Genomic DNA, 17,687 nt, shown 5'->3' with positions numbered 1-17,687 from the left:
ATAAGAAAAAAATTGCCAACGTAAGCTGGCAATTTTAGATTGTTTGATCTTATTCAGCTGCTTTTTCTGCTGCTTCTTTTTCTTCCTTCATAACGATCTTGCGGGAAAGGTTGACGCGCCCTTGGCGGTCGATTTCAATAACCTTCACTTTGACGACGTCGTCAAGCTTTAGGACATCTTCCACTTCCTTCGTCCGTTCTTCCTGGATTTCAGAAATATGGAGAAGGCCGTCTTTGCCTGGGAACAACTCCACAAAGGCGCCGAATTTCTCAATGCGCTTCACTTTGCCTTCGTAGTATTCGCCGACTTTCGCTTCACGGACGATGTTTTCGATCATCGCTTTCGCTTTTGCGTTCATTTCTTCGTTGACAGAAGAAATGAAGATGGTGCCGTCTTGTTCCGTATCGATTTTCACGCCGGTTTCATCAATGATTTTATTGATGACTTTACCGCCAGGCCCGATAACATCGCGGATTTTGTCCGGATTGATCTTGACCATGATGATTTTCGGCGCAAATTGAGACAAGTGCGTTCTTGGCTCAGCAATTGTCGCAAGCATGGATTCCAGGATGTGGATCCGGCCCACTTGCGCTTGAGTCAACGCTTCGTCAAGGATTTCGCGTGACAGCCCTTCAATTTTGATGTCCATCTGAAGTGCTGTAATGCCTTTTGCTGTTCCAGCCACTTTGAAGTCCATATCGCCAAGGTGGTCTTCCATCCCTTGGATATCCGAAAGGACCGTGTAGTTCTCACCTTTTTTCACAAGGCCCATCGCAATACCGGCAACCGGCGCTGTGATCGGTACCCCAGCATCCATCATCGCAAGCGTGGATGCACAGATGCTCGCCTGCGAAGTTGAACCGTTCGATTCAAGAACTTCCGCTACCAGGCGGATTGTGTACGGGAATTCTTTTTCGCTTGGCAGAACCGCTTCCAACGCGCGTTCTCCAAGTGCCCCGTGACCGATTTCCCGGCGTCCGGGACCGCGAAGGAATCCGGTTTCACCGACCGAGAACAACGGGAAGTTGTAATGGTGCATGAAACGTTTGGATTCTTCAATGCCAAGGCCGTCGATGATCTGGACGTCGCCCAGTGCACCCAGCGTACAGATGCTCATTGCCTGCGTCTGGCCGCGTGTGAACAATCCCGAGCCGTGGGTCCGGTTCAAGATGCTGACTTCAGAGGACAATGCACGGATTTCTGACGGCGTACGGCCATCCGGACGGATTTTTTCGTCCGTGATCAAGCGGCGCACTTCGTCTTTCACCATTTTGTCGAGGATCTGGCCAGCTTGTTTTTTCACATCGTCATCGGAATCTTCGTAAGCAGCCATGACGCGTTCTTTAACGGCCGCAATCGCTTCGTTGCGTTCCTGCTTTTCGCTGATTTGAACAGATGCATTCAAGTCTGCTTCAACAGCGGATTTGATTTCTTCTGTTAGGATCGGATCCAATTCGTACAATTTGATTTCGGTTTTTTCTTTGCCGACTTCAGCAGCAATCTCTTCCTGGAAGGCGATCAATTTCTTGATTTCTTCATGTCCGAACATGATCGCTTCTAGAATGACTTCTTCCGAAACCTCTTTCGCGCCTGCTTCCACCATATTGATCGCATCTTTCGTACCGGCAACCGTCAAGTTGATCGAGCTCTTTTCCAATTGCTCGTTCGTCGGGTTGATGATGTATTCGCCATCGACCATACCGACAATCACGCCGGCAATCGGGCCGCCGAATGGAATATCCGAGATCATCAATGCCAATGAAGAACCGAACATTGCAGCCATTTCTGACGGGCAGTCCTGGTCTACGGACATGACCATGGAAATGACCTGGACTTCATTGCGGAAACCGTCCGGGAATAGCGGGCGGATCGGGCGGTCGATCAAACGGCTGATCAACGTCGCTTTTTCAGACGGACGCCCTTCGCGCTTGATAAAGCCGCCAGGGATTTTCCCTACAGCATATAGGCGCTCTTCATAATTGACTGTGAGCGGAAAGAAATCCAAGGATTTCGGGGTTTTAGAAGCCGTGGCAGTCGAAAGTACTGCTGTATCTCCGTAACGGATCAAAGCTGCTCCATTTGCCTGTTTTGCTAGCTGACCGACTTCGACCTGCAATGTGCGGCCGGCCCAATCGAGTGTATAGACTTTTTTCGTTTGCTCCATAATCGAGCTCCTCTCTCTTACAATGTATAGACAGTTTTATGTATCCATTAATAGTAGTGTATCAAAAAAGCATTCTCTATGCGATTGGATGCTGAAACTTTTATCCATAAAGAAAAAGCGGGACGAATCCCGCTTTCACTGTTTGCTATTATCGGCGTAGGCCAAGTTTTGCGATTAACTCACGGTAGCGCTGTACATCGTTCTCGCGCAAGTATTTAAGCAAGTTACGACGGCGTCCAACCATTTTGAAAAGTCCACGACGTGAGTGGTGATCTTTCTTGTGGGTACGCAAGTGCTCGTTCAAGTTGTTGATTTCTTCTGTAAGAATGGCGATTTGAATATCTGCAGATCCTGTATCAGTATCATGCACTTTGTATTCATTGATCAATTCATTTTTACGTTCTTGAGTGATTGCCATGCTGTTCCACCTCCTAATCTCTGATATCCCCAATTACCGAGCAAACGTTGGTGATTCGATTTGCCAAGCAACGGTTCGTACTTTTCAGTACTTGTAAATCATAGCATACGCCTTTTTCAAAATCAACAATCCGACATAGATAAGTTGGAAGACGGCAAAATAAATGTTGGCTGCCGAGTTCCGCCTCCAGGGAACTTAAGGAAGTTCCGCGTTTAGCCGGGCTGCTGGTTTTCAGCTTTGAAAAAACCGATGGCCTGCTCCTTATCCCGCTGGATCTGGGCTTTCAGTTCATCGATGCCCGAGAACTTCTGCTCGTCGCGGATGCGGGCGTGCCACTCGACATCGACCTTCTCGCCGTAGATCGACTTGTCAAAATCGAGGATGTGGACTTCGATGCTCAGCACCTTTTCGTCCGGGTTGTTGAATGTCGGCTTATAGCCGATATTGCAGACGCCGTCGTATTGCTGTTCCTGCACTTGGATGCGGACGGCATAGACGCCGCGCCCCGGAACGAACGTGCCGATTTCCGGCTCGACGTTGGCGGTAGGAAAGCCGATTGTCCGCCCCCGTTTGTCGCCGTTCACCACAGTACCGGATATTCTGAAAGGGCGCCCGAGCAGGCGGCAAACCGTGCCTACTTCCCCTGTCTTTAAAAGGCTGCGGATGCGGGTGGAACTGATTTTCTCTTCGCCGTCTTCCTGTTTCGGAATGACGGTGACGCCGAACGAGCCTTCACTTTTTTCTTCCATCAATTCCATATTGCCCTGGCCTTTGCAGCCGAACGAATAGTCAAAGCCCGCCGTGACATGAACAACGCCCAGGTCTTTGATAAAGTGTTGGATAAACTGTTCCGGCGTTAGCTGTGCAAAATCGGACGTGAAGCGGACGATGAAGCAGACTTCCACCCCCATCTCTTCGAGGATGTCCATCTTCTCCTGCACCGGGGTGATGTAGAAGACTTCCTCTTTCCTTCCGCCGAGCACCAAGGACGGGTGAGGATCGAACGTCATCACTGCAGAGCGCGCATCGAGCATGCTGGCGCGATCGATCGCTTCCCGGATGACACGCTGATGCCCTTTATGTACGCCGTCGAAAAAACCGAGCGCAAGTGAAATCGGCCCCAGCTCTTCCGAAGGTTTTATGTGGTTCGGGTAATTCAAATGAATGATTTTCATTTTACACCTCATCGATTGTCGGGAATCCGAACATTTTTTCCGGCTTCATCTTCTCCGCCTTTTCCGGATGCCGCTTGTAGACCGCTACAGGTTCGCCGCCTACTGTGAAGACCATCATGTCATGCGCCTCAAGTAAGGGATGGCGGTCCATCACCTGGCCGTTCTTCAGGGCGAACCAGTCTTCCTTGACGGCTTCCGCAGAAGGGAACTCACTTAAGCCATAGCCCAACGGTTTCAGAACCTTGCCGATATCTCCATTTTGGGCAAGTTCCGCCACTTCGGCAAGTGTTACGCAATCTTTTTCCGCAAATTTCCCGGATTCCGTCCGCGTCAGTTTGGACATATGCGCCGGATAGCCGAGGGCTTCCCCAATCTGCACAGCAAGCGTGCGGATGTATGTGCCTTTCCCGCACAGGATCCGGATGGAGAACTTCAGCTCTTCTCCGCGCCATTCCGCTTCCCCGCTCAACAACTCGATCGAGTCGATCCGGACGGTCCTCGATGGGCGCTCCACAGCAATTCCCTGGCGCGCGTATTCGTAGAGCTTTTTGCCGTTCACTTTTACCGCTGAATACATCGGAGGTATCTGGGTGATTTCCCCTGTCAATCCTTCAAGCGCTTTTTGAAGTTCTGCCCGGGTCAGAATTTTGTCGCGTTCGTCCCTGTCGACCACTTCCCCGGTCGCATCTTCCGTTTCCGTCGAAAAGCCGATGGTCACTTCCGCTTCATAAGTCTTCCCTTGGTCCGTGATGTATTCTGCCACTTTGGTGGCGCGTCCGATGCAGATCGGCAGCACGCCGTCCACTTCCGGATCCAGCGTACCGGTGTGGCCCACTTTTTTGGTTTTCAGGATTTTTCTTAATTTAAATACGCAATCGTGGGAAGTCATGCCTTTTTCTTTCCATAACGGTAGTACCCCGTTCAATTCCATGCAATTCAACTCCTGGCTTTTGATTTCCTGCGTAAAAAAGCCTGCTCATCTAAGTGATTAGACAGCAGGCTGTGGATTATTGATCTTCTTTCGGTTCTTTGATCTCGCGCAATAGGGAGTCGATCCGGTTGCCGTAAGCAACAGAGGAATCGAATTCGAACGACAATTCCGGCGTCTTGCGCAGCCGGATCCGCTGCCCGATTTCCGAACGGATAAATCCTTTTGACTTCGACAAGCCGAGCAAAGTCTGCTCTTTCACTTTATCATCGCCCAGCACGCTGATGTATACCGTCGCCTGCTGAAGATCGCCTGTCACTTCAACATCCGTAACCGTTACAAAACCGATCCGCGGATCTTTCAGTTTCCGGCCGATGATATCGCTGAGTTCCTTTTTCATCTGCTCGCCTACACGATTAGAGCGCATAGTCATAATTCTTTCACCTCGTTCTTACAAATATTCTTGGTGAACTTCAAGGCACTCCCAAGAAGGATTGCTTTCCAAAAACTGCAGGACCCGCGCCATCTCTTTGTCCGCCATCTCTTTTGAAGAAGAGACAGTGACAAATGCGAGGCGCGTCCGCTGCCAAACGTTCTGGTGGTCAATTTCCGCTCCTGAAACGTTGAATTTCTGTCTTGCCCGGGTCAGCATGCTTTTGACAACCGCCCGTTTTTCTTTCAGCGAATGCGCAACCGGAATGAAGAACTCACATTCCATGTATACAATCATTTGCGTTCGATTTCTTCCATTACGAACGCTTCGATAATATCGCCTTCTTTGACATCATTGAAGTTCTTGATCGTAATTCCGCATTCATAGCCTTTTGCGACTTCTTTTGCGTCATCTTTGAAGCGTTTCAATGTGTCGATTTCGCCTTCGAATACGACGATGCCTTCACGGATAACACGCACGCCGCTGTCGCGGGTGATCTTGCCTTCTGTTACATAGCTTCCGGCAATCGTACCGACCTTGGACACTTTGAACGTGCTGCGGATTTCCGCCTGGCCGATAACTTTCTCTTCGAATTCAGGATCAAGCAAGCCTTTCATCGCGAACTCGATTTCCTCGATCACTTTATAGATGATGCGGTGCAGACGAATGTCGACGCCTTCAGCTTCTGCCGCACGTTTCGCATTGACATCCGGACGTACGTTAAAGCCGATGACGATGGCATTGGATGCTGCTGCAAGCGATACATCCGATTCCGTGATGGCGCCGGCGCCAGTGTGGATGATCTTGACGTTTACGCCTTCAACATCGATCTTCATCAATGAAGCAGCCATCGCTTCAACGGAGCCTTGCACATCCGCTTTGACGATTAAGTTCAATTCTTTCATTTCCCCTTGTTTCAACTGGTCAAACAAATTGTCCAATGTCACGCGGGTCTTTTCAGAACGCTGGACTTGAAGAGCGGAAGTAGCACGCGTTTCGCCTACTTGGCGAGCGGTCTTCTCATCTTCGAACACCACGAAACGGTCGCCCGCTTGCGGCACATCGTTCAAGCCTGTGATTTCTACAGGCGTTGACGGTCCGGCGTCTTTCACGCGGCGGCCAAGGTCGTTGACCATAGCACGTACACGGCCATATGTGTTACCGACAACAATCGGATCACCGACGTGGAGCGTTCCATCCTGGACAAGAAGGGTCGCGACTGAACCGCGGCCTTTGTCCAGTTCCGCTTCGATTACGGTACCGATGGCACGGCGTCCCGGATTGGCCTGCAATTCGCCTACTTCTGAAACCAGAAGGATCATTTCTAGCAAGGAATCGATGCCTTCGCCTTTAAGCGCAGAAATCGGAACGAAAATCGTTTCGCCGCCCCAAGCTTCCGGCACAAGGCCGTGTTCGGTCAATTCCTGCATTACCCGATCCGGATTAGCGCTTGGCTTGTCCATTTTGTTTACGGCGATGATGATCGGTACTTCTGCAGCTTTTGCGTGATTGATCGCTTCGACGGTCTGCGGCATAACACCGTCATCTGCCGCTACAACGATAATCGCAAGATCCGTCACTTTCGCTCCGCGTGCCCGCATTGTCGTAAAGGCTGCGTGGCCAGGAGTATCCAGGAACGTGATTTTCTTGCCGTTTTCGACGACTTGGTAAGCGCCGATATGCTGTGTGATTCCGCCGGCTTCGCCAGCTGTCACTTTCGTATTGCGGATCGAATCCAGCAACGTGGTTTTCCCGTGGTCAACGTGTCCCATGATCGTAACGACCGGTGGACGTTCTTGCAGAAGCGCTTCATCTTCAGCTTCGAAATAGACTTCAAGATCTGATTTATCCACCAGGATCTCTTCTTCCACTTCAACTTCATATTCCGCACAGATCAATTCAATTGCATCTTTATCAAGCTCTTGGTTGATGGTTGCCATCACGCCGAGCATGAATAATTTTTTGATGATTTCAGAAGGCTCGCGCCCTAATTTTTTCGCCAGTTCACCAACCGTCAGCGATTCGCTGAACGTGATTTTCGCCGGCAATTCTTTCTCTTTCTTCGGCATTGGCGGCAGCGGATTTACCGGCTGCTGGTTTTTGCCTTTGCGGTTGCGGTTTTGGCCGCCGCGGCCTGGCCCTCCGCCGCCTGGACGATTGTTGCGCTGTCCTGGCCCTGCAGACGGTTTAGCTGCTTTCGGCGTAAAGTTCGAGCCTTTGGCAGGTGCCGCTGAACGGTTTTGCCCTTGCCCGCTGCTTTGCGGACGGGATTGCCCTTGGCCTGCAGGACGCGATTGTCCGCCGCCTTGTGGACGGGATTGCCCTTGGCCTGCAGGACGTGATTGTCCCCCGCCTTGTGGACGGGATTGCCCCTGGCCTGCAGGACGTGATTGTCCGCCGCTTTGTGGACGCGACTGCCCTTGCGGACGGGACTGTTGGTTCTGCGGACGGCTCTGCGCCTGCGGACGCTGTCCTTGTGCAGGTTTTTTGTAAATGCCGTCCAATTTTGAAACAGCATTGTCCTCTAATGTCGCCATATGGTTGGCCACTTCAATGTTCAGCTTAGATAACTGGTTGATAATCTCTTTGCTCGGTTTGTCTACTTTTTTAGCGTATTCATGTACTCGAATTTTGGTCATCTGCTCACCCCCGGTTAATTTCTTCAAACAGACTCGATAGTTTTTTCGCAAATCCCTGATCGGTGATTGCAACTACTACACGTTCTGTTTTGCCTATTGCATGCCCAAGCTCGAAACGCGTTCCGAAAACTTGGAGATCGACGTTGTACGAATTGCATTTATCGTGCAATTTCTTGCTGGTGTTCTCTGAAGCGTCTTCGGACAATATGACCAATTTCGCATTGCCGCTCCGGACCTCAGCCACTGCCATCCCTTCGCCGGACGTTGTCATCCGGGCACGGGTAGCTAATCCTAGAATCTGAAGGATTTTCTCTTTGGTTTTCATTTGTTCTGTAGACATTATTTTTTCAACTGCTCTCTTTGGACCACGCGAATCAATTCGTCGTAGACTTCAGCCGGCACTTTCGCCTCCAGCTGGTTATCCAGTACTTTCTTCTTGCGTGCCAGTTCAATCGCATCTTCCGACTTGGAAACGTAAGCTCCCCGCCCTGACTTTTTGCCGGTCAGGTCAACGGATACTTCGCCTTCTTTTGTACGGACGACCCGGATCATTTCTTTCTTAGGATGCATCTCGCCTGTAGCCACACACTTCCGAAGCGGAATTTTCTTTTGCAGTGCCAACGGACATCACCTTTTCCCGGTTATTCTTTCTCACCATAAAAATCGAAGTCTTCAAAGTCTTCTTCATTCGACTCCGCCAACTCGATCGATGCATTTTCGTTCGGGTAGATTCCCATTTCGCGTGCATCGGTTTCACTCTTGATGTCGATTTTCCAGCCAGTCAGCTTGGCAGCAAGGCGGGCGTTCTGGCCCCGTTTGCCGATGGCCAGCGACAATTGATAGTCAGGAACGACAACCGTCGTCGATTTTTCATCCTCGTTCACTTGTACATCTAGCACTTTCGAAGGGCTAAGCGCATTGGCCACAAAGACCACAGGCTCTTCAGACCATTCGACAATGTCGATTTTCTCGCCGCTCAACTCATTGACGATCGTTTGTACGCGGGCGCCTTTGGCTCCAACACATGATCCTACGGGATCGATGTCTTCGCGGTGGGCAACTACCGAGATTTTAGAACGGTCGCCTGCTTCGCGTGCAATCGATTTGATCTCGACGATGCCTTCGTAGATTTCAGGAACTTCGTTTTCGAACAGGCGGCGCAGCAATCCCGGATGCGTTCTCGATACGAAAACCTGCGGGCCGCGCGTCGTGCGCTCGACTTTTGTGATGTAGACTTTGATGCGGTCATGCGGCTGATAGGATTCGTTCGGCATTTGCTCTGTCTGCGGAAGCACTGCTTCCACTTTCCCGAGGCCGACGTAAAGATTGCGTGCATCCATGCGTTCAACGATGCCGTTGACAATGTCATCCGCACGGTCGACAAATTCTTCGAATATCAAGCCGCGCTCCGCTTCGCGTACGCGCTGCGTGACGACCTGCTTGGCTGTTTGTGCTGCGATGCGCCCGAAATTGCGCGGCGTCACTTCTTCTTCCACTACATCGCCAAGCTCATATGCCGGGTTGATTGCTTTCGCATCTTCAAGCGAGATGTGCAGGCGCTCGTCTTCCACTTCTTCGACGACATCTTTACGCGAGTAGACCAGCATTGTGCCTGTACCCAAATTCAAATCCACACGCACGTTCTGCGCCTGGTTGAAATTGCGTTTGTAAGCAGTGACCAAAGCGGCTTCAATCGCCTCGATCAATACATCCCGTGAAATCCCTTTTTGCTTTTCCAATGCATCCAATGCATCCAATAACTCGTTGCCCATTATTTTATCACTCCTAAGTTCTTCAATCAGGTTTTGCAGAAAAATCAATGGCGAGCCGGATGACTGCAATTTTCTTGCGGTCAATGACAATCGTCTTTCTGCGTGTCTTGATCTTGATTTCTATTTCGATTTCTTCGTCATTGTAAGACAGCAAATACCCTTCGAATTCTTTTGAATCCTCAATCGGTTCGTACGTCTTGATGTAGATGAATTTGCCGCGCGCCTTCTCGAAATCCTTTTCCTTCTTCAACGGGCGCTCTGCGCCTGGCGATGAAACTTCAAGGAAATAGTTCTGCTCGATCGGATCGAGCTTATCCAGGATTTCGCTCAATTTTTCGCTGACCAGCGCGCATTGATCGATGTCGATCGGCGCTGCCGGATTGTCCACGTAGACGCGGAGGAACCAGCTGCGGCCTTCTTTTACGAATTCCACATCCACCAGTTCAAGTCCAAGTTCTTCTGTGATGGGCAATGCGATTTGTTCGATTTGTTCTGTAATTTTACTCATACATGCCTCCCGCCAATTTTATGCCATAACAACAGAAAAGAGCGGGAGAACCCACTCTTCTGTGACAGAGCTATCAATAAATGTTACTACAATAATACCATGAATCCCGGTGCAGTGCAAATCCTTAGAACAGCGAAAGCTGGTTGGCATCCGGCATGCCTTCAAGGCAGCCGTGGTCATCCATGTATTCGATGATCGTCTTCGATACTCGCCCGCGCTGCTGGAGGTCCTCTTTTGACAAGAACGTCCCTTGTTCGCGTGCCGCAACGATGGATTTGGCCGCATTCGTCCCGAGTCCCGGTATGGCGTTGAACGGCGGAATCAAGCTTTTGCCGTCAATGATGAATTCATCCGCTGATGATTTGTACAGGTCCACTTTCTGGAAGGTGAACCCGCGTTCCACCATCTCGAGCGCCAATTCCATGACCGTCATCAGGTTCTTCTCTTTCGTGGAAGCTTCCAGCCCTTTGGAGTTGATTTCATCCACTTTGGCCCGGATCGAGGACGATCCTTTCGCCATGGCGTTGACATCAAAATCTTCAGCCCGCACCGTGAAGTACGCAGCGTAATAGAGGATCGGGAAATGCACTTTGAAATAAGCGATCCGCACGGCCATCAAAACATAAGCAGCCGCGTGGGCTTTTGGGAACATGTACTTGATCTTTTTGCACGATTCGATGTACCAGTTCGGCACGCCTTCTTTCTTCATGGCTTCTTCCATTTCAGGCGTCAGCCCTTTCCCTTTCCGGACCGATTCCATGATTTTGAACGCCAGGGAGGATTCCAGCCCCTGATAGATCAAATAAACCATGATATCATCCCGGCAGCCGATTACATCGGACAGCTGGCACGTGCCGTTTTGGATCAATTCCTGGGCATTGCTCAGCCATACGTCGGTGCCGTGAGAAAGCCCGGAAATCTGGACAAGTTCAGAGAACGTCGTCGGTTTGGTTTCTTCAAGCATCTGGCGTACGAAACGGGTTCCGAATTCCGGAATGCCAAGCGTTCCGGTTTTACAGCCGATCTGCTTTTCCGTCACGCCAAGCGATTCGACGCCCGAGAAGATTTTCATGACTTCCGGATCATCCGTCGGAATCGTCTTCGGATCGATGCCGGAGAGATCCTGCAGCATACGGATCACTGTCGGATCATCGTGCCCCAGGATATCGAGCTTCAACAAATTGTCGTGGATCGAATGGAAGTCGAAATGGGTCGTTTTCCATTCAGAATCCTGGGCATCTGCCGGAAACTGGATCGGCGAAAAATCGTAGATGTCCATATAGTCCGGAACAACGATAATGCCCCCCGGGTGCTGTCCGGTACTGCGCTTGACGCCGGAGCAGCCTTGGACCAGGCGGTCGATTTCTGCTCCGCGGAGCGTCATATCGCGGTCATTGGCATAGCCGCGGACATAGCCGTATGCCGTCTTCTCGGCAACTGTGCCGATCGTTCCTGCACGGAATACATTGTCTTCCCCGAACAATTCCTTCGTGTAATTATGGGCTCTTGCCTGATAGTCGCCACTGAAGTTCAAATCGATATCGGGAACCTTGTCCCCTTTGAATCCGAGGAATGTTTCAAAAGGAATATCCTGCCCTTCTTTTTGGAACGGAATGCCGCAGTCCGGACATTCCTTGTCCGGCAAATCGAAACCGGAGCCGACAGAGCCGTCATCGAAGAACTCGGATTTTTTGCACTTGGAACAGATATAATGCGGCGGCAAAGGATTGACTTCCGTGATTTCCGTCAACGTCGCCACGAGCGACGACCCTACGGATCCCCGTGAACCGACCAGGTAGCCGTCATCCAGCGACCGTTTAACAAGTTTATGGGAAATCAGGTAGATGACCGCGAAGCCGTGGCCGATGATCGATTTCAATTCCTTCTCGATGCGCGCTTCGACAATTTCAGGAAGCACTGGCCCATAGATCTGATGCGCCATACTATAGCTCAGCTCGCGGACTTCTTCATCGGCACCTTCGATTTTCGGTGTATACAGGTCGTCTTTGATCGGTTTTACCGTGTCAATCATATCGGCGATTTTATTGGAATTCACAATGACGATTTCGCGTGCCGTCTCTTCTCCGAGAAACTCGAATGCATCCAGCATTTCATTGGTCGTGCGGAAATGCACTTTCGGCAATTTATGCCGGTTGAGCGGATTGGCCCCGCCTTGGGAGCCGATCAGCACTTGGCGGAAAATCGCATCTGTTTCATCCAGGTAATGGACATTCCCAGTGGCTACGAGCGGGATTTCCAGTTTCCGGCTGACTTTCACTAGTTTTCGGATGACATCTTCCAGATTCCATTCATCGCGGATCAGTTCGCGCTCGATCAGATGCGAATAGACTTCTTTCGGATGCACTTCCAAGTAATCATAGAACCCTGCGGTCGCTTCGACTTCTTCCATCGACTTTTGCATCACCGCTTCGAATACTTCGCCTTTGTCGCAGCCGGAGCCGACAAGAAGCCCTGCCCGGTGGCGCTGCAGAAGCGAGCGCGGAATGCGCGGAACGCGGTAGAAATAGTTAATGTGGGAAGCCGACACCAGCTTGAACAGGTTTTTCAGGCCTTCGTCGTTTTGGGCGAGCAGCGTGACGTGCGTTGGACGGGCCCGCTTGTAAGCGTCGCCGATTCCAACGTAATCATTCAGCTGGTCGTGGTAAAGGATGCCTTTTTCGTGCGCTTCCTTCAATAGATGCGTCAGCAAATAGGAAGTCGCTTCGGTATCGTAGATCGCCCGGTGATGCTGGGTCAATTCGATGCCGAATTTCTTCGCCAGGGTGTTCAAGCGGTGGTTCTTCAATTCTGGATGCAGCATCCGCGCAAGTTCCAGCGTATCGATGGTTGCATGTTTCTTGTCGATGCCGTATTTCTTATAGGCGACATACAGGAAGCCCATATCGAATGAAGCATTGTGCGCGACCATGATGTGGTCGCCTGCCCATTCGTGGTAGTTGCGGATCACTTCTTCCACTTCGGGAGCGTTTCTGACCATATCATCCGTGATGCCGGTCAGATCGATTGTCGTTGCCGATAGCGGATGGTGCGGATTGGCAAAGCTTTCAAATTTATCGATGATGTTGCCGCCTTTGATTTTAACAGCGGCAAGTTCAATGATCGTATCATAGACGGCCGACAAGCCGGTCGTCTCTAAGTCGAATACCACGAAGGTCTCTTCTTCAAGCAGTGCATGCCGCTCTTCGTATGCGATCGGCACGCCGTCATCGACCAGGTTCGCTTCCAAGCCGAAAATCGCTTTAATGCCGTGTTTTTTGCTTGCGGCGTAAGCGTCGGGGAAAGACTGGACGCCCGCATGGTCGGTGATGGCGATGGCCGGATGGCCCCATTTCGCTGCTTGGGCGACAAGTGAATCAACAGACGATACGGCGTCCATTGCACTCATCGGCGTGTGCAGGTGCAGCTCAACGCGCTTTTCGTCTGCTGTGTCCTGCCGGCGGGCAGGGTTCACTTCCACCATGTCCTGTGCCATCATGACCAAGTCGCGCACGAACGTATCCATCTGGATCGAGCCGCGCGCTTTCAGCCACATGCCTTTTTTGACGCCGGCCATGAGCTCTGCATCTTCTTTGTCGCGGGAGAACATTTTCACCAGGATCGAATCGGTGTAATCGGTCATCTTAACCGTCAATAGTGAACGGCCGCTCCGGAGTTCGCGCACTTCCACATCAAATACAAATCCTTCGATCGTGATCCGGCGCTCTTCTTCCGTAATGGATTTGATCTCGGCAATGGTTTCGTCCGGCTTGATGGCGATCCCCATCTGGAACGGGCCTGATGGTGCGCCATTCTCTTTCCGGTCGGTTTCCCGTTTTTTCATATCGGCTACGGCTCTTTTTGCCATAGCCTCTTCTTCCGCCAAACGCTCTTGCATGAACGCCTGATGGGCGGCTTCAGCCTCGCCGTTTTCTTCGGCTAATTTAAAAGCGACCGCGACATGCGGAAACCCGAATTGCTGATAGGCCGCTGCCAGTTTATCGCTGTATTTCGATGTCAATGCCATCATTTCATGTTCATGGCTGCAGCACAGAATCAGCTTATTGCCGTTCCATTCCGGCACTTGCGCAAGCAGCTGATTGCGCAGCGGCGGCGCCATGTCCGAGAATTCTTCCACGACATAACGCCAATACTCCATGACGAGTTCGCCATCCGCTGAAGAAGATTCGCTTTCCAGCGAAAGCTGGACATTGGCAATGGTGGCAAAAGTAGCATTTAAACGCTCTTTCAATAAAAGAAATAATTTCAGCGGCAACGTCTCTTTCACCTTGATGAGAAAGCGCCATGTACGCTCTTTTTTATGCACTGTCATCCGTGTCAGTTCAGCCTCTTCGAAAAAAGGCATATGTACATCGTCTGTTAAGTCGAGATGCTGCAGCAGAAGGTTGAATCGAATCTTTGGATCTTGCTCGTTTGTCATAATTATCCCCTTCGATACAGATTTTTTAAAAGGTGCTGCTGTTTTATGGGATATCAGCTGACACTCTTATATATTCGTATTGAAAACATTGCCCGATATGCGCCGTTCCTGCGCTCCGAAAACTTGTTCGGATGGACAAGTATAACAGAAAAAATAAAGGAAAGTACAAGTTGTACTTTCCTTTAATCATATCAGATTATCCGATTATTTTTTAAAGAATTGCTGCAGATGATCGAGCAGTTCTTCACGTTTCCACTCGAAAGTCTCGCCCGTCCGGCGATATTTCACTTCCAGAATTCCTTCAGAAGCTTTTTTGCCGACTGTGATGCGCACCGGCATGCCAATCAGATCCGCATCTGCGAACTTGACGCCTGCACGTTCAGCCCGGTCATCCAGAAGGACTTCGTAGCGGTAGGACTTAAGCAATTTATACAAGTCTTCCCCTAATTCACGCTGGGGTTCGTCTTTCATGTTCACAGGCACAATGTGGATCTCGTAAGGCGCGATTACATCCGGCCACGTGAATCCTGCATCGTCCTGGAATTGTTCAGCTACTGCGGCCATGACGCGTGAGACACCGATTCCATAGCAGCCCATGATGTAAGGCATTGCTCTGCCCTGGTCATTGAGGAATGTCGCCTTCATCGGCACACTGTAGGTCGTGCCCAATTTAAAGATATGGCCGACTTCAATCCCTTTGGCAAATTGGATTCTCCCTTCGCCGTCCGGTGACGGGTCTCCCTCTTGGATAAAGCGCAGGTCGGCATAGGTGTCGACCGAAAAGTCTTTTCCTGGCGTGACGTTTGCCAAGTGCTGGCCGTTTTCATTCGCCCCGACCACTCCGTTGACAATTGCTTTGACGGCATTGTCCGCATAAACACGGACTGCCGGCGGCAAGCCGATAGGGCCGAGAGATCCGATTTCACAATTCAACAGCTCTTGGACTTCTTCCGGTGCAGCAAGCTCCACGATTTTCGCTCCGGTCGCATGCTTCACTTTCACATCGTTGATATCATGGTCGCCTCGTGCCAGGACAACGACTAAATCGTCATCTGTCTTGAAGACCAGCGTTTTGATGCATTTTTCCGGTGTTGTATTCAGGAATGCTGCAACATCAGCAATCGTTTTTTGATCAGGTGTTGCCACTTTCTCCATCTCTTTCGGCGCTTCATCCGACTTCGGATAGTCGACATTGACCGCCGCCATTTCAATATTGGCTGCATAGCCTGAGCTGTCCGAATAAGCGATCGTGTCTTCGCCGATTTCTGACAGCACCATGAATTCATGGTTGTCTTTCCCGCCGATTGCTCCGGAATCCGCAATGACCGCACGGAAATTCAATCCGAGGCGGGTGAAAATATTGGTATAGGCCTGCATCATCACATTATACGTTTCGTCCAGGCTTTCCGGCGTTGCGTGGAAAGAATAAGCATCTTTCATCAGGAATTCGCGTCCGCGCAGCAATCCGAAGCGCGGGCGTTTTTCATCGCGGAATTTGGACTGGATCTGGAACAGGTTCAGCGGCAATTTCTTATAGGATTTGATTTCATCGCGCAAAAGGCTCGTAATGACTTCCTCGTGCGTAGCACCGAGCGCAAATGCACGGTCATTCCGGTCCGTAAGCCTCATCAGCTCATCGCCATACGAATACCAACGGCCGGTTTCCTGCCAAAGTTCAGCTTGCTGAAGTGCCGGAAGAAATACTTCCACACTGCCTGCCGCTTCCATTTCTTCCCGGATGATGGTCTCCACTTTCTGGAGGACGCGCTTTCCGAGCGGAAGGAACGAATAGATGCCGCTTGTATTTTGGCGGATAAATCCTCCGCGCAATAAGAGCTGATGCGATTTAACATCCGCATCAGCCGGTGTTTCTCTTAATGTTGGGATAAAAGTTGCTGTTTGTTTCATTCCGGAATGCACCTCGACTGACTATTGAATTTTTTAAAAGAAGAATTTTTGGATATCGTTCCATGTAACGATGATCATGAGCAGCATGAGCAGCATGATTCCTACAAAATGCACCATGCCTTCTTTTTGGCTATCAACCGGTTTTCCGCGAAGCGCTTCAAGGATGAAGAACATCAAGCGCCCGCCGTCCAAAGCCGGGAGTGGCAGCAAGTTCATGATTCCTAAGTTGATGCTGAGCATACCCGCCCAGCTCATCAATGTGAAGATGCCGTATTTCGCAACTTCTTCCGTCGTTTTATAAATTCCGACCGGCCCCGACAAGGCATCGATCGTGAACTGCCCGGTTACGAGCATGCCCAGCAAACGGAAGATTTCCTTGAACCAAAAGACGGTTTGTTCAGCACCGTATACGAATGATCCGAAGAAATCCTTTTCCAGCGGGCTTTGATACAGTACGCCGATGACGCCGACTTTTTCCGGAGATTCTTCAGAAACTTCCGGCGTGATCGTAAACGCCATCTGCTCTCCGCCGCGTTCCACTTCGAACTCGAGCGCATTCCCTGCATTTTCCTGCACTATGCCGACAAGCTCGTTCCAAGAAGCGATTGTTTCCCCGCTAATGGCCGTGACCAGATCGCCGTCCTGCATGCCGGCAGCTTCTGCCGGACTGTCTTCCGCCACTTCTGTTATGACGGGTTCATTGGTTGGAATGCCTTGCATCAAGGCAATTGCTGTAAAGATGAAAAATGCCAGGATGAAATTGAATAGCGGACCAGCCAAGATCGTCATGAACCGGTGCCCGACGCTTTTCGAATTGAACTGGCGGTCATACGGGGCAAGAATGGTTTCTTTACCGTTCTCTTCCACGAGGGCATCACGGGCTACTTCAATGCGGACGAATTTCTCGTCTTCATCATACCCTTTGATGTACAGCTCTTTTTCCAGATCGGCTTCTTCCACTTCCAGGAATAAGATATCCGGATGCATCGTCTTCTGATTCATGATGACTTTCGTCGCCACGCCGTCCTTGTTCAACAGGACGCCGATGCGGTGGCCGGCTTGGATATGGATAGCATCCATCTCTTCGCCTGCCATGCGCACGTATCCGCCAATCGGCAGCAGACGCACGGTGTAAAGTGTCTCGCCTTTTGTGATTCCCAATATTTTCGGCCCCATGCCGATTGCAAATTCCCGCACCAATATGCCGGCGCGCTTCGCGAAAAGGAAATGGCCGAGTTCATGGAAAAAAACCAGGGCACCGAAAATTATGATAAACGCTAATACTGTTTCCATTCAAACCCATC

At 50.7% G+C, this 17,687-nt stretch carries 14 protein-coding genes; all 14 read right to left on the bottom strand.

From position 1 onward, the window contains the following. Positions 1 to 49: 49 nt before the first annotated feature. The 14 genes from pnp to rseP all read right to left on the bottom strand — a co-directional run bounded on the left by pnp (position 50) and on the right by rseP (position 17,676). A complete protein-coding gene (gene pnp / locus ACFSDB_RS06070; RefSeq protein WP_204892480.1) occupies positions 50 to 2,164 on the bottom strand; it encodes a polyribonucleotide nucleotidyltransferase in 2,115 nt (704 codons plus the stop codon). A gap of 148 nt (positions 2,165 to 2,312) precedes the next feature. Further along, positions 2,313 to 2,582, bottom strand: a complete 270-nt coding sequence (gene rpsO, locus ACFSDB_RS06065; protein WP_204892481.1) for a 30S ribosomal protein S15 — start codon at positions 2,580 to 2,582, stop codon at positions 2,313 to 2,315. Positions 2,583 to 2,794: 212 nt separating this feature from the next. Continuing rightward, complete coding sequence (locus tag ACFSDB_RS06060; protein WP_204892482.1) at positions 2,795 to 3,757, bottom strand: bifunctional riboflavin kinase/FAD synthetase; 963 nt, start codon at positions 3,755 to 3,757, stop codon at positions 2,795 to 2,797. Position 3,758: 1 nt separating this feature from the next. After that, entirely contained in the window at positions 3,759 to 4,688 is a 930-nt protein-coding gene (gene truB / locus ACFSDB_RS06055; protein ID WP_377339406.1) for a tRNA pseudouridine(55) synthase TruB, read from the bottom strand. 76 nt (positions 4,689 to 4,764) lie between these two features. Then, positions 4,765 to 5,118: a 30S ribosome-binding factor RbfA gene (rbfA, locus tag ACFSDB_RS06050; RefSeq protein ID WP_204892483.1), complete on the bottom strand. Its 354-nt coding sequence runs from the start codon at positions 5,116 to 5,118 to the stop codon at positions 4,765 to 4,767. An 18-nt stretch (positions 5,119 to 5,136) separates the two neighbouring features. After that, complete coding sequence (locus tag ACFSDB_RS06045) at positions 5,137 to 5,415, bottom strand: DUF503 domain-containing protein (RefSeq protein WP_204892484.1); 279 nt, start codon at positions 5,413 to 5,415, stop codon at positions 5,137 to 5,139. Beyond that, a complete protein-coding gene (gene infB, locus ACFSDB_RS06040; protein ID WP_204892485.1) occupies positions 5,412 to 7,757 on the bottom strand; it encodes a translation initiation factor IF-2 in 2,346 nt (781 codons plus the stop codon). The genes ACFSDB_RS06045 and infB overlap by 4 nt, the downstream gene beginning before the upstream one ends. A gap of 4 nt (positions 7,758 to 7,761) precedes the next feature. Next, on the bottom strand, positions 7,762 to 8,097 hold the full coding sequence (locus ACFSDB_RS06035; protein ID WP_377339401.1) for a YlxQ family RNA-binding protein: 336 nt from the start codon (positions 8,095 to 8,097) through the stop codon (positions 7,762 to 7,764). Continuing rightward, positions 8,097 to 8,378, bottom strand: coding sequence for an RNase P modulator RnpM (gene rnpM / locus ACFSDB_RS06030; RefSeq protein ID WP_204892486.1), 282 nt, complete (start codon positions 8,376 to 8,378; stop codon positions 8,097 to 8,099). The genes ACFSDB_RS06035 and rnpM overlap by 1 nt, the downstream gene beginning before the upstream one ends. 20 nt (positions 8,379 to 8,398) lie before the next feature. Beyond that, positions 8,399 to 9,529 carry a transcription termination factor NusA gene (gene nusA / locus ACFSDB_RS06025; protein WP_204892487.1) on the bottom strand — a complete coding sequence of 377 codons (1,131 nt, stop codon included), beginning with the start codon at positions 9,527 to 9,529 and terminating at the stop codon, positions 8,399 to 8,401. 22 nt (positions 9,530 to 9,551) lie between these two features. Continuing rightward, positions 9,552 to 10,037: a ribosome maturation factor RimP gene (gene rimP / locus ACFSDB_RS06020; protein WP_204892488.1), complete on the bottom strand. Its 486-nt coding sequence runs from the start codon at positions 10,035 to 10,037 to the stop codon at positions 9,552 to 9,554. A 124-nt stretch (positions 10,038 to 10,161) separates the two neighbouring features. Further along, entirely contained in the window at positions 10,162 to 14,475 is a 4,314-nt protein-coding gene (locus tag ACFSDB_RS06015; protein ID WP_204892489.1) for a PolC-type DNA polymerase III, read from the bottom strand. A 204-nt stretch (positions 14,476 to 14,679) separates the two neighbouring features. After that, positions 14,680 to 16,383 (bottom strand): proline--tRNA ligase, encoded by a 1,704-nt coding sequence (locus ACFSDB_RS06010; RefSeq protein WP_204892490.1) that lies wholly within the window; start codon positions 16,381 to 16,383, stop codon positions 14,680 to 14,682. Positions 16,384 to 16,416: 33 nt separating this feature from the next. Then, positions 16,417 to 17,676 carry an RIP metalloprotease RseP gene (gene rseP, locus ACFSDB_RS06005; protein WP_204892491.1) on the bottom strand — a complete coding sequence of 420 codons (1,260 nt, stop codon included), beginning with the start codon at positions 17,674 to 17,676 and terminating at the stop codon, positions 16,417 to 16,419. Positions 17,677 to 17,687: the final 11 nt, after the last annotated feature.

It is taken from the genome of Planococcus chinensis, assembly GCF_042681545.1.
Taxonomy (GTDB): Bacteria; Bacillota; Bacilli; order Bacillales_A; family Planococcaceae; genus Planococcus; species Planococcus chinensis.
The sequence above is the reverse complement of the archived record's forward strand: the minus strand, read 5'-3'. Positions and strand labels throughout refer to the sequence as shown.

Excerpts from the sequence above, each read along its gene's own strand:
- ACFSDB_RS06010 (WP_204892490.1), bottom strand. The coding sequence starts at position 16,383 with ATGAAACAAACAGCAACTTTTATCCCAACATTAAGAGAAACACCGGCT.
- ACFSDB_RS06060 (WP_204892482.1), bottom strand. The coding sequence starts at position 3,757 with ATGAAAATCATTCATTTGAATTACCCGAACCACATAAAACCTTCGGAA.
- rimP (WP_204892488.1), bottom strand. The coding sequence starts at position 10,037 with ATGAGTAAAATTACAGAACAAATCGAACAAATCGCATTGCCCATCACA.
- rpsO (WP_204892481.1), bottom strand. The coding sequence starts at position 2,582 with ATGGCAATCACTCAAGAACGTAAAAATGAATTGATCAATGAATACAAA.
- pnp (WP_204892480.1), bottom strand. The coding sequence starts at position 2,164 with ATGGAGCAAACGAAAAAAGTCTATACACTCGATTGGGCCGGCCGCACA.
- rbfA (WP_204892483.1), bottom strand. The coding sequence starts at position 5,118 with ATGACTATGCGCTCTAATCGTGTAGGCGAGCAGATGAAAAAGGAACTC.
- ACFSDB_RS06045 (WP_204892484.1), bottom strand. The coding sequence starts at position 5,415 with ATGATTGTATACATGGAATGTGAGTTCTTCATTCCGGTTGCGCATTCG.
- truB (WP_377339406.1), bottom strand. The coding sequence starts at position 4,688 with ATGGAATTGAACGGGGTACTACCGTTATGGAAAGAAAAAGGCATGACT.
- rseP (WP_204892491.1), bottom strand. The coding sequence starts at position 17,676 with ATGGAAACAGTATTAGCGTTTATCATAATTTTCGGTGCCCTGGTTTTT.
- infB (WP_204892485.1), bottom strand. The coding sequence starts at position 7,757 with ATGACCAAAATTCGAGTACATGAATACGCTAAAAAAGTAGACAAACCG.
- ACFSDB_RS06035 (WP_377339401.1), bottom strand. The coding sequence starts at position 8,097 with ATGTCTACAGAACAAATGAAAACCAAAGAGAAAATCCTTCAGATTCTA.
- nusA (WP_204892487.1), bottom strand. The coding sequence starts at position 9,529 with ATGGGCAACGAGTTATTGGATGCATTGGATGCATTGGAAAAGCAAAAA.
- ACFSDB_RS06015 (WP_204892489.1), bottom strand. The coding sequence starts at position 14,475 with ATGACAAACGAGCAAGATCCAAAGATTCGATTCAACCTTCTGCTGCAG.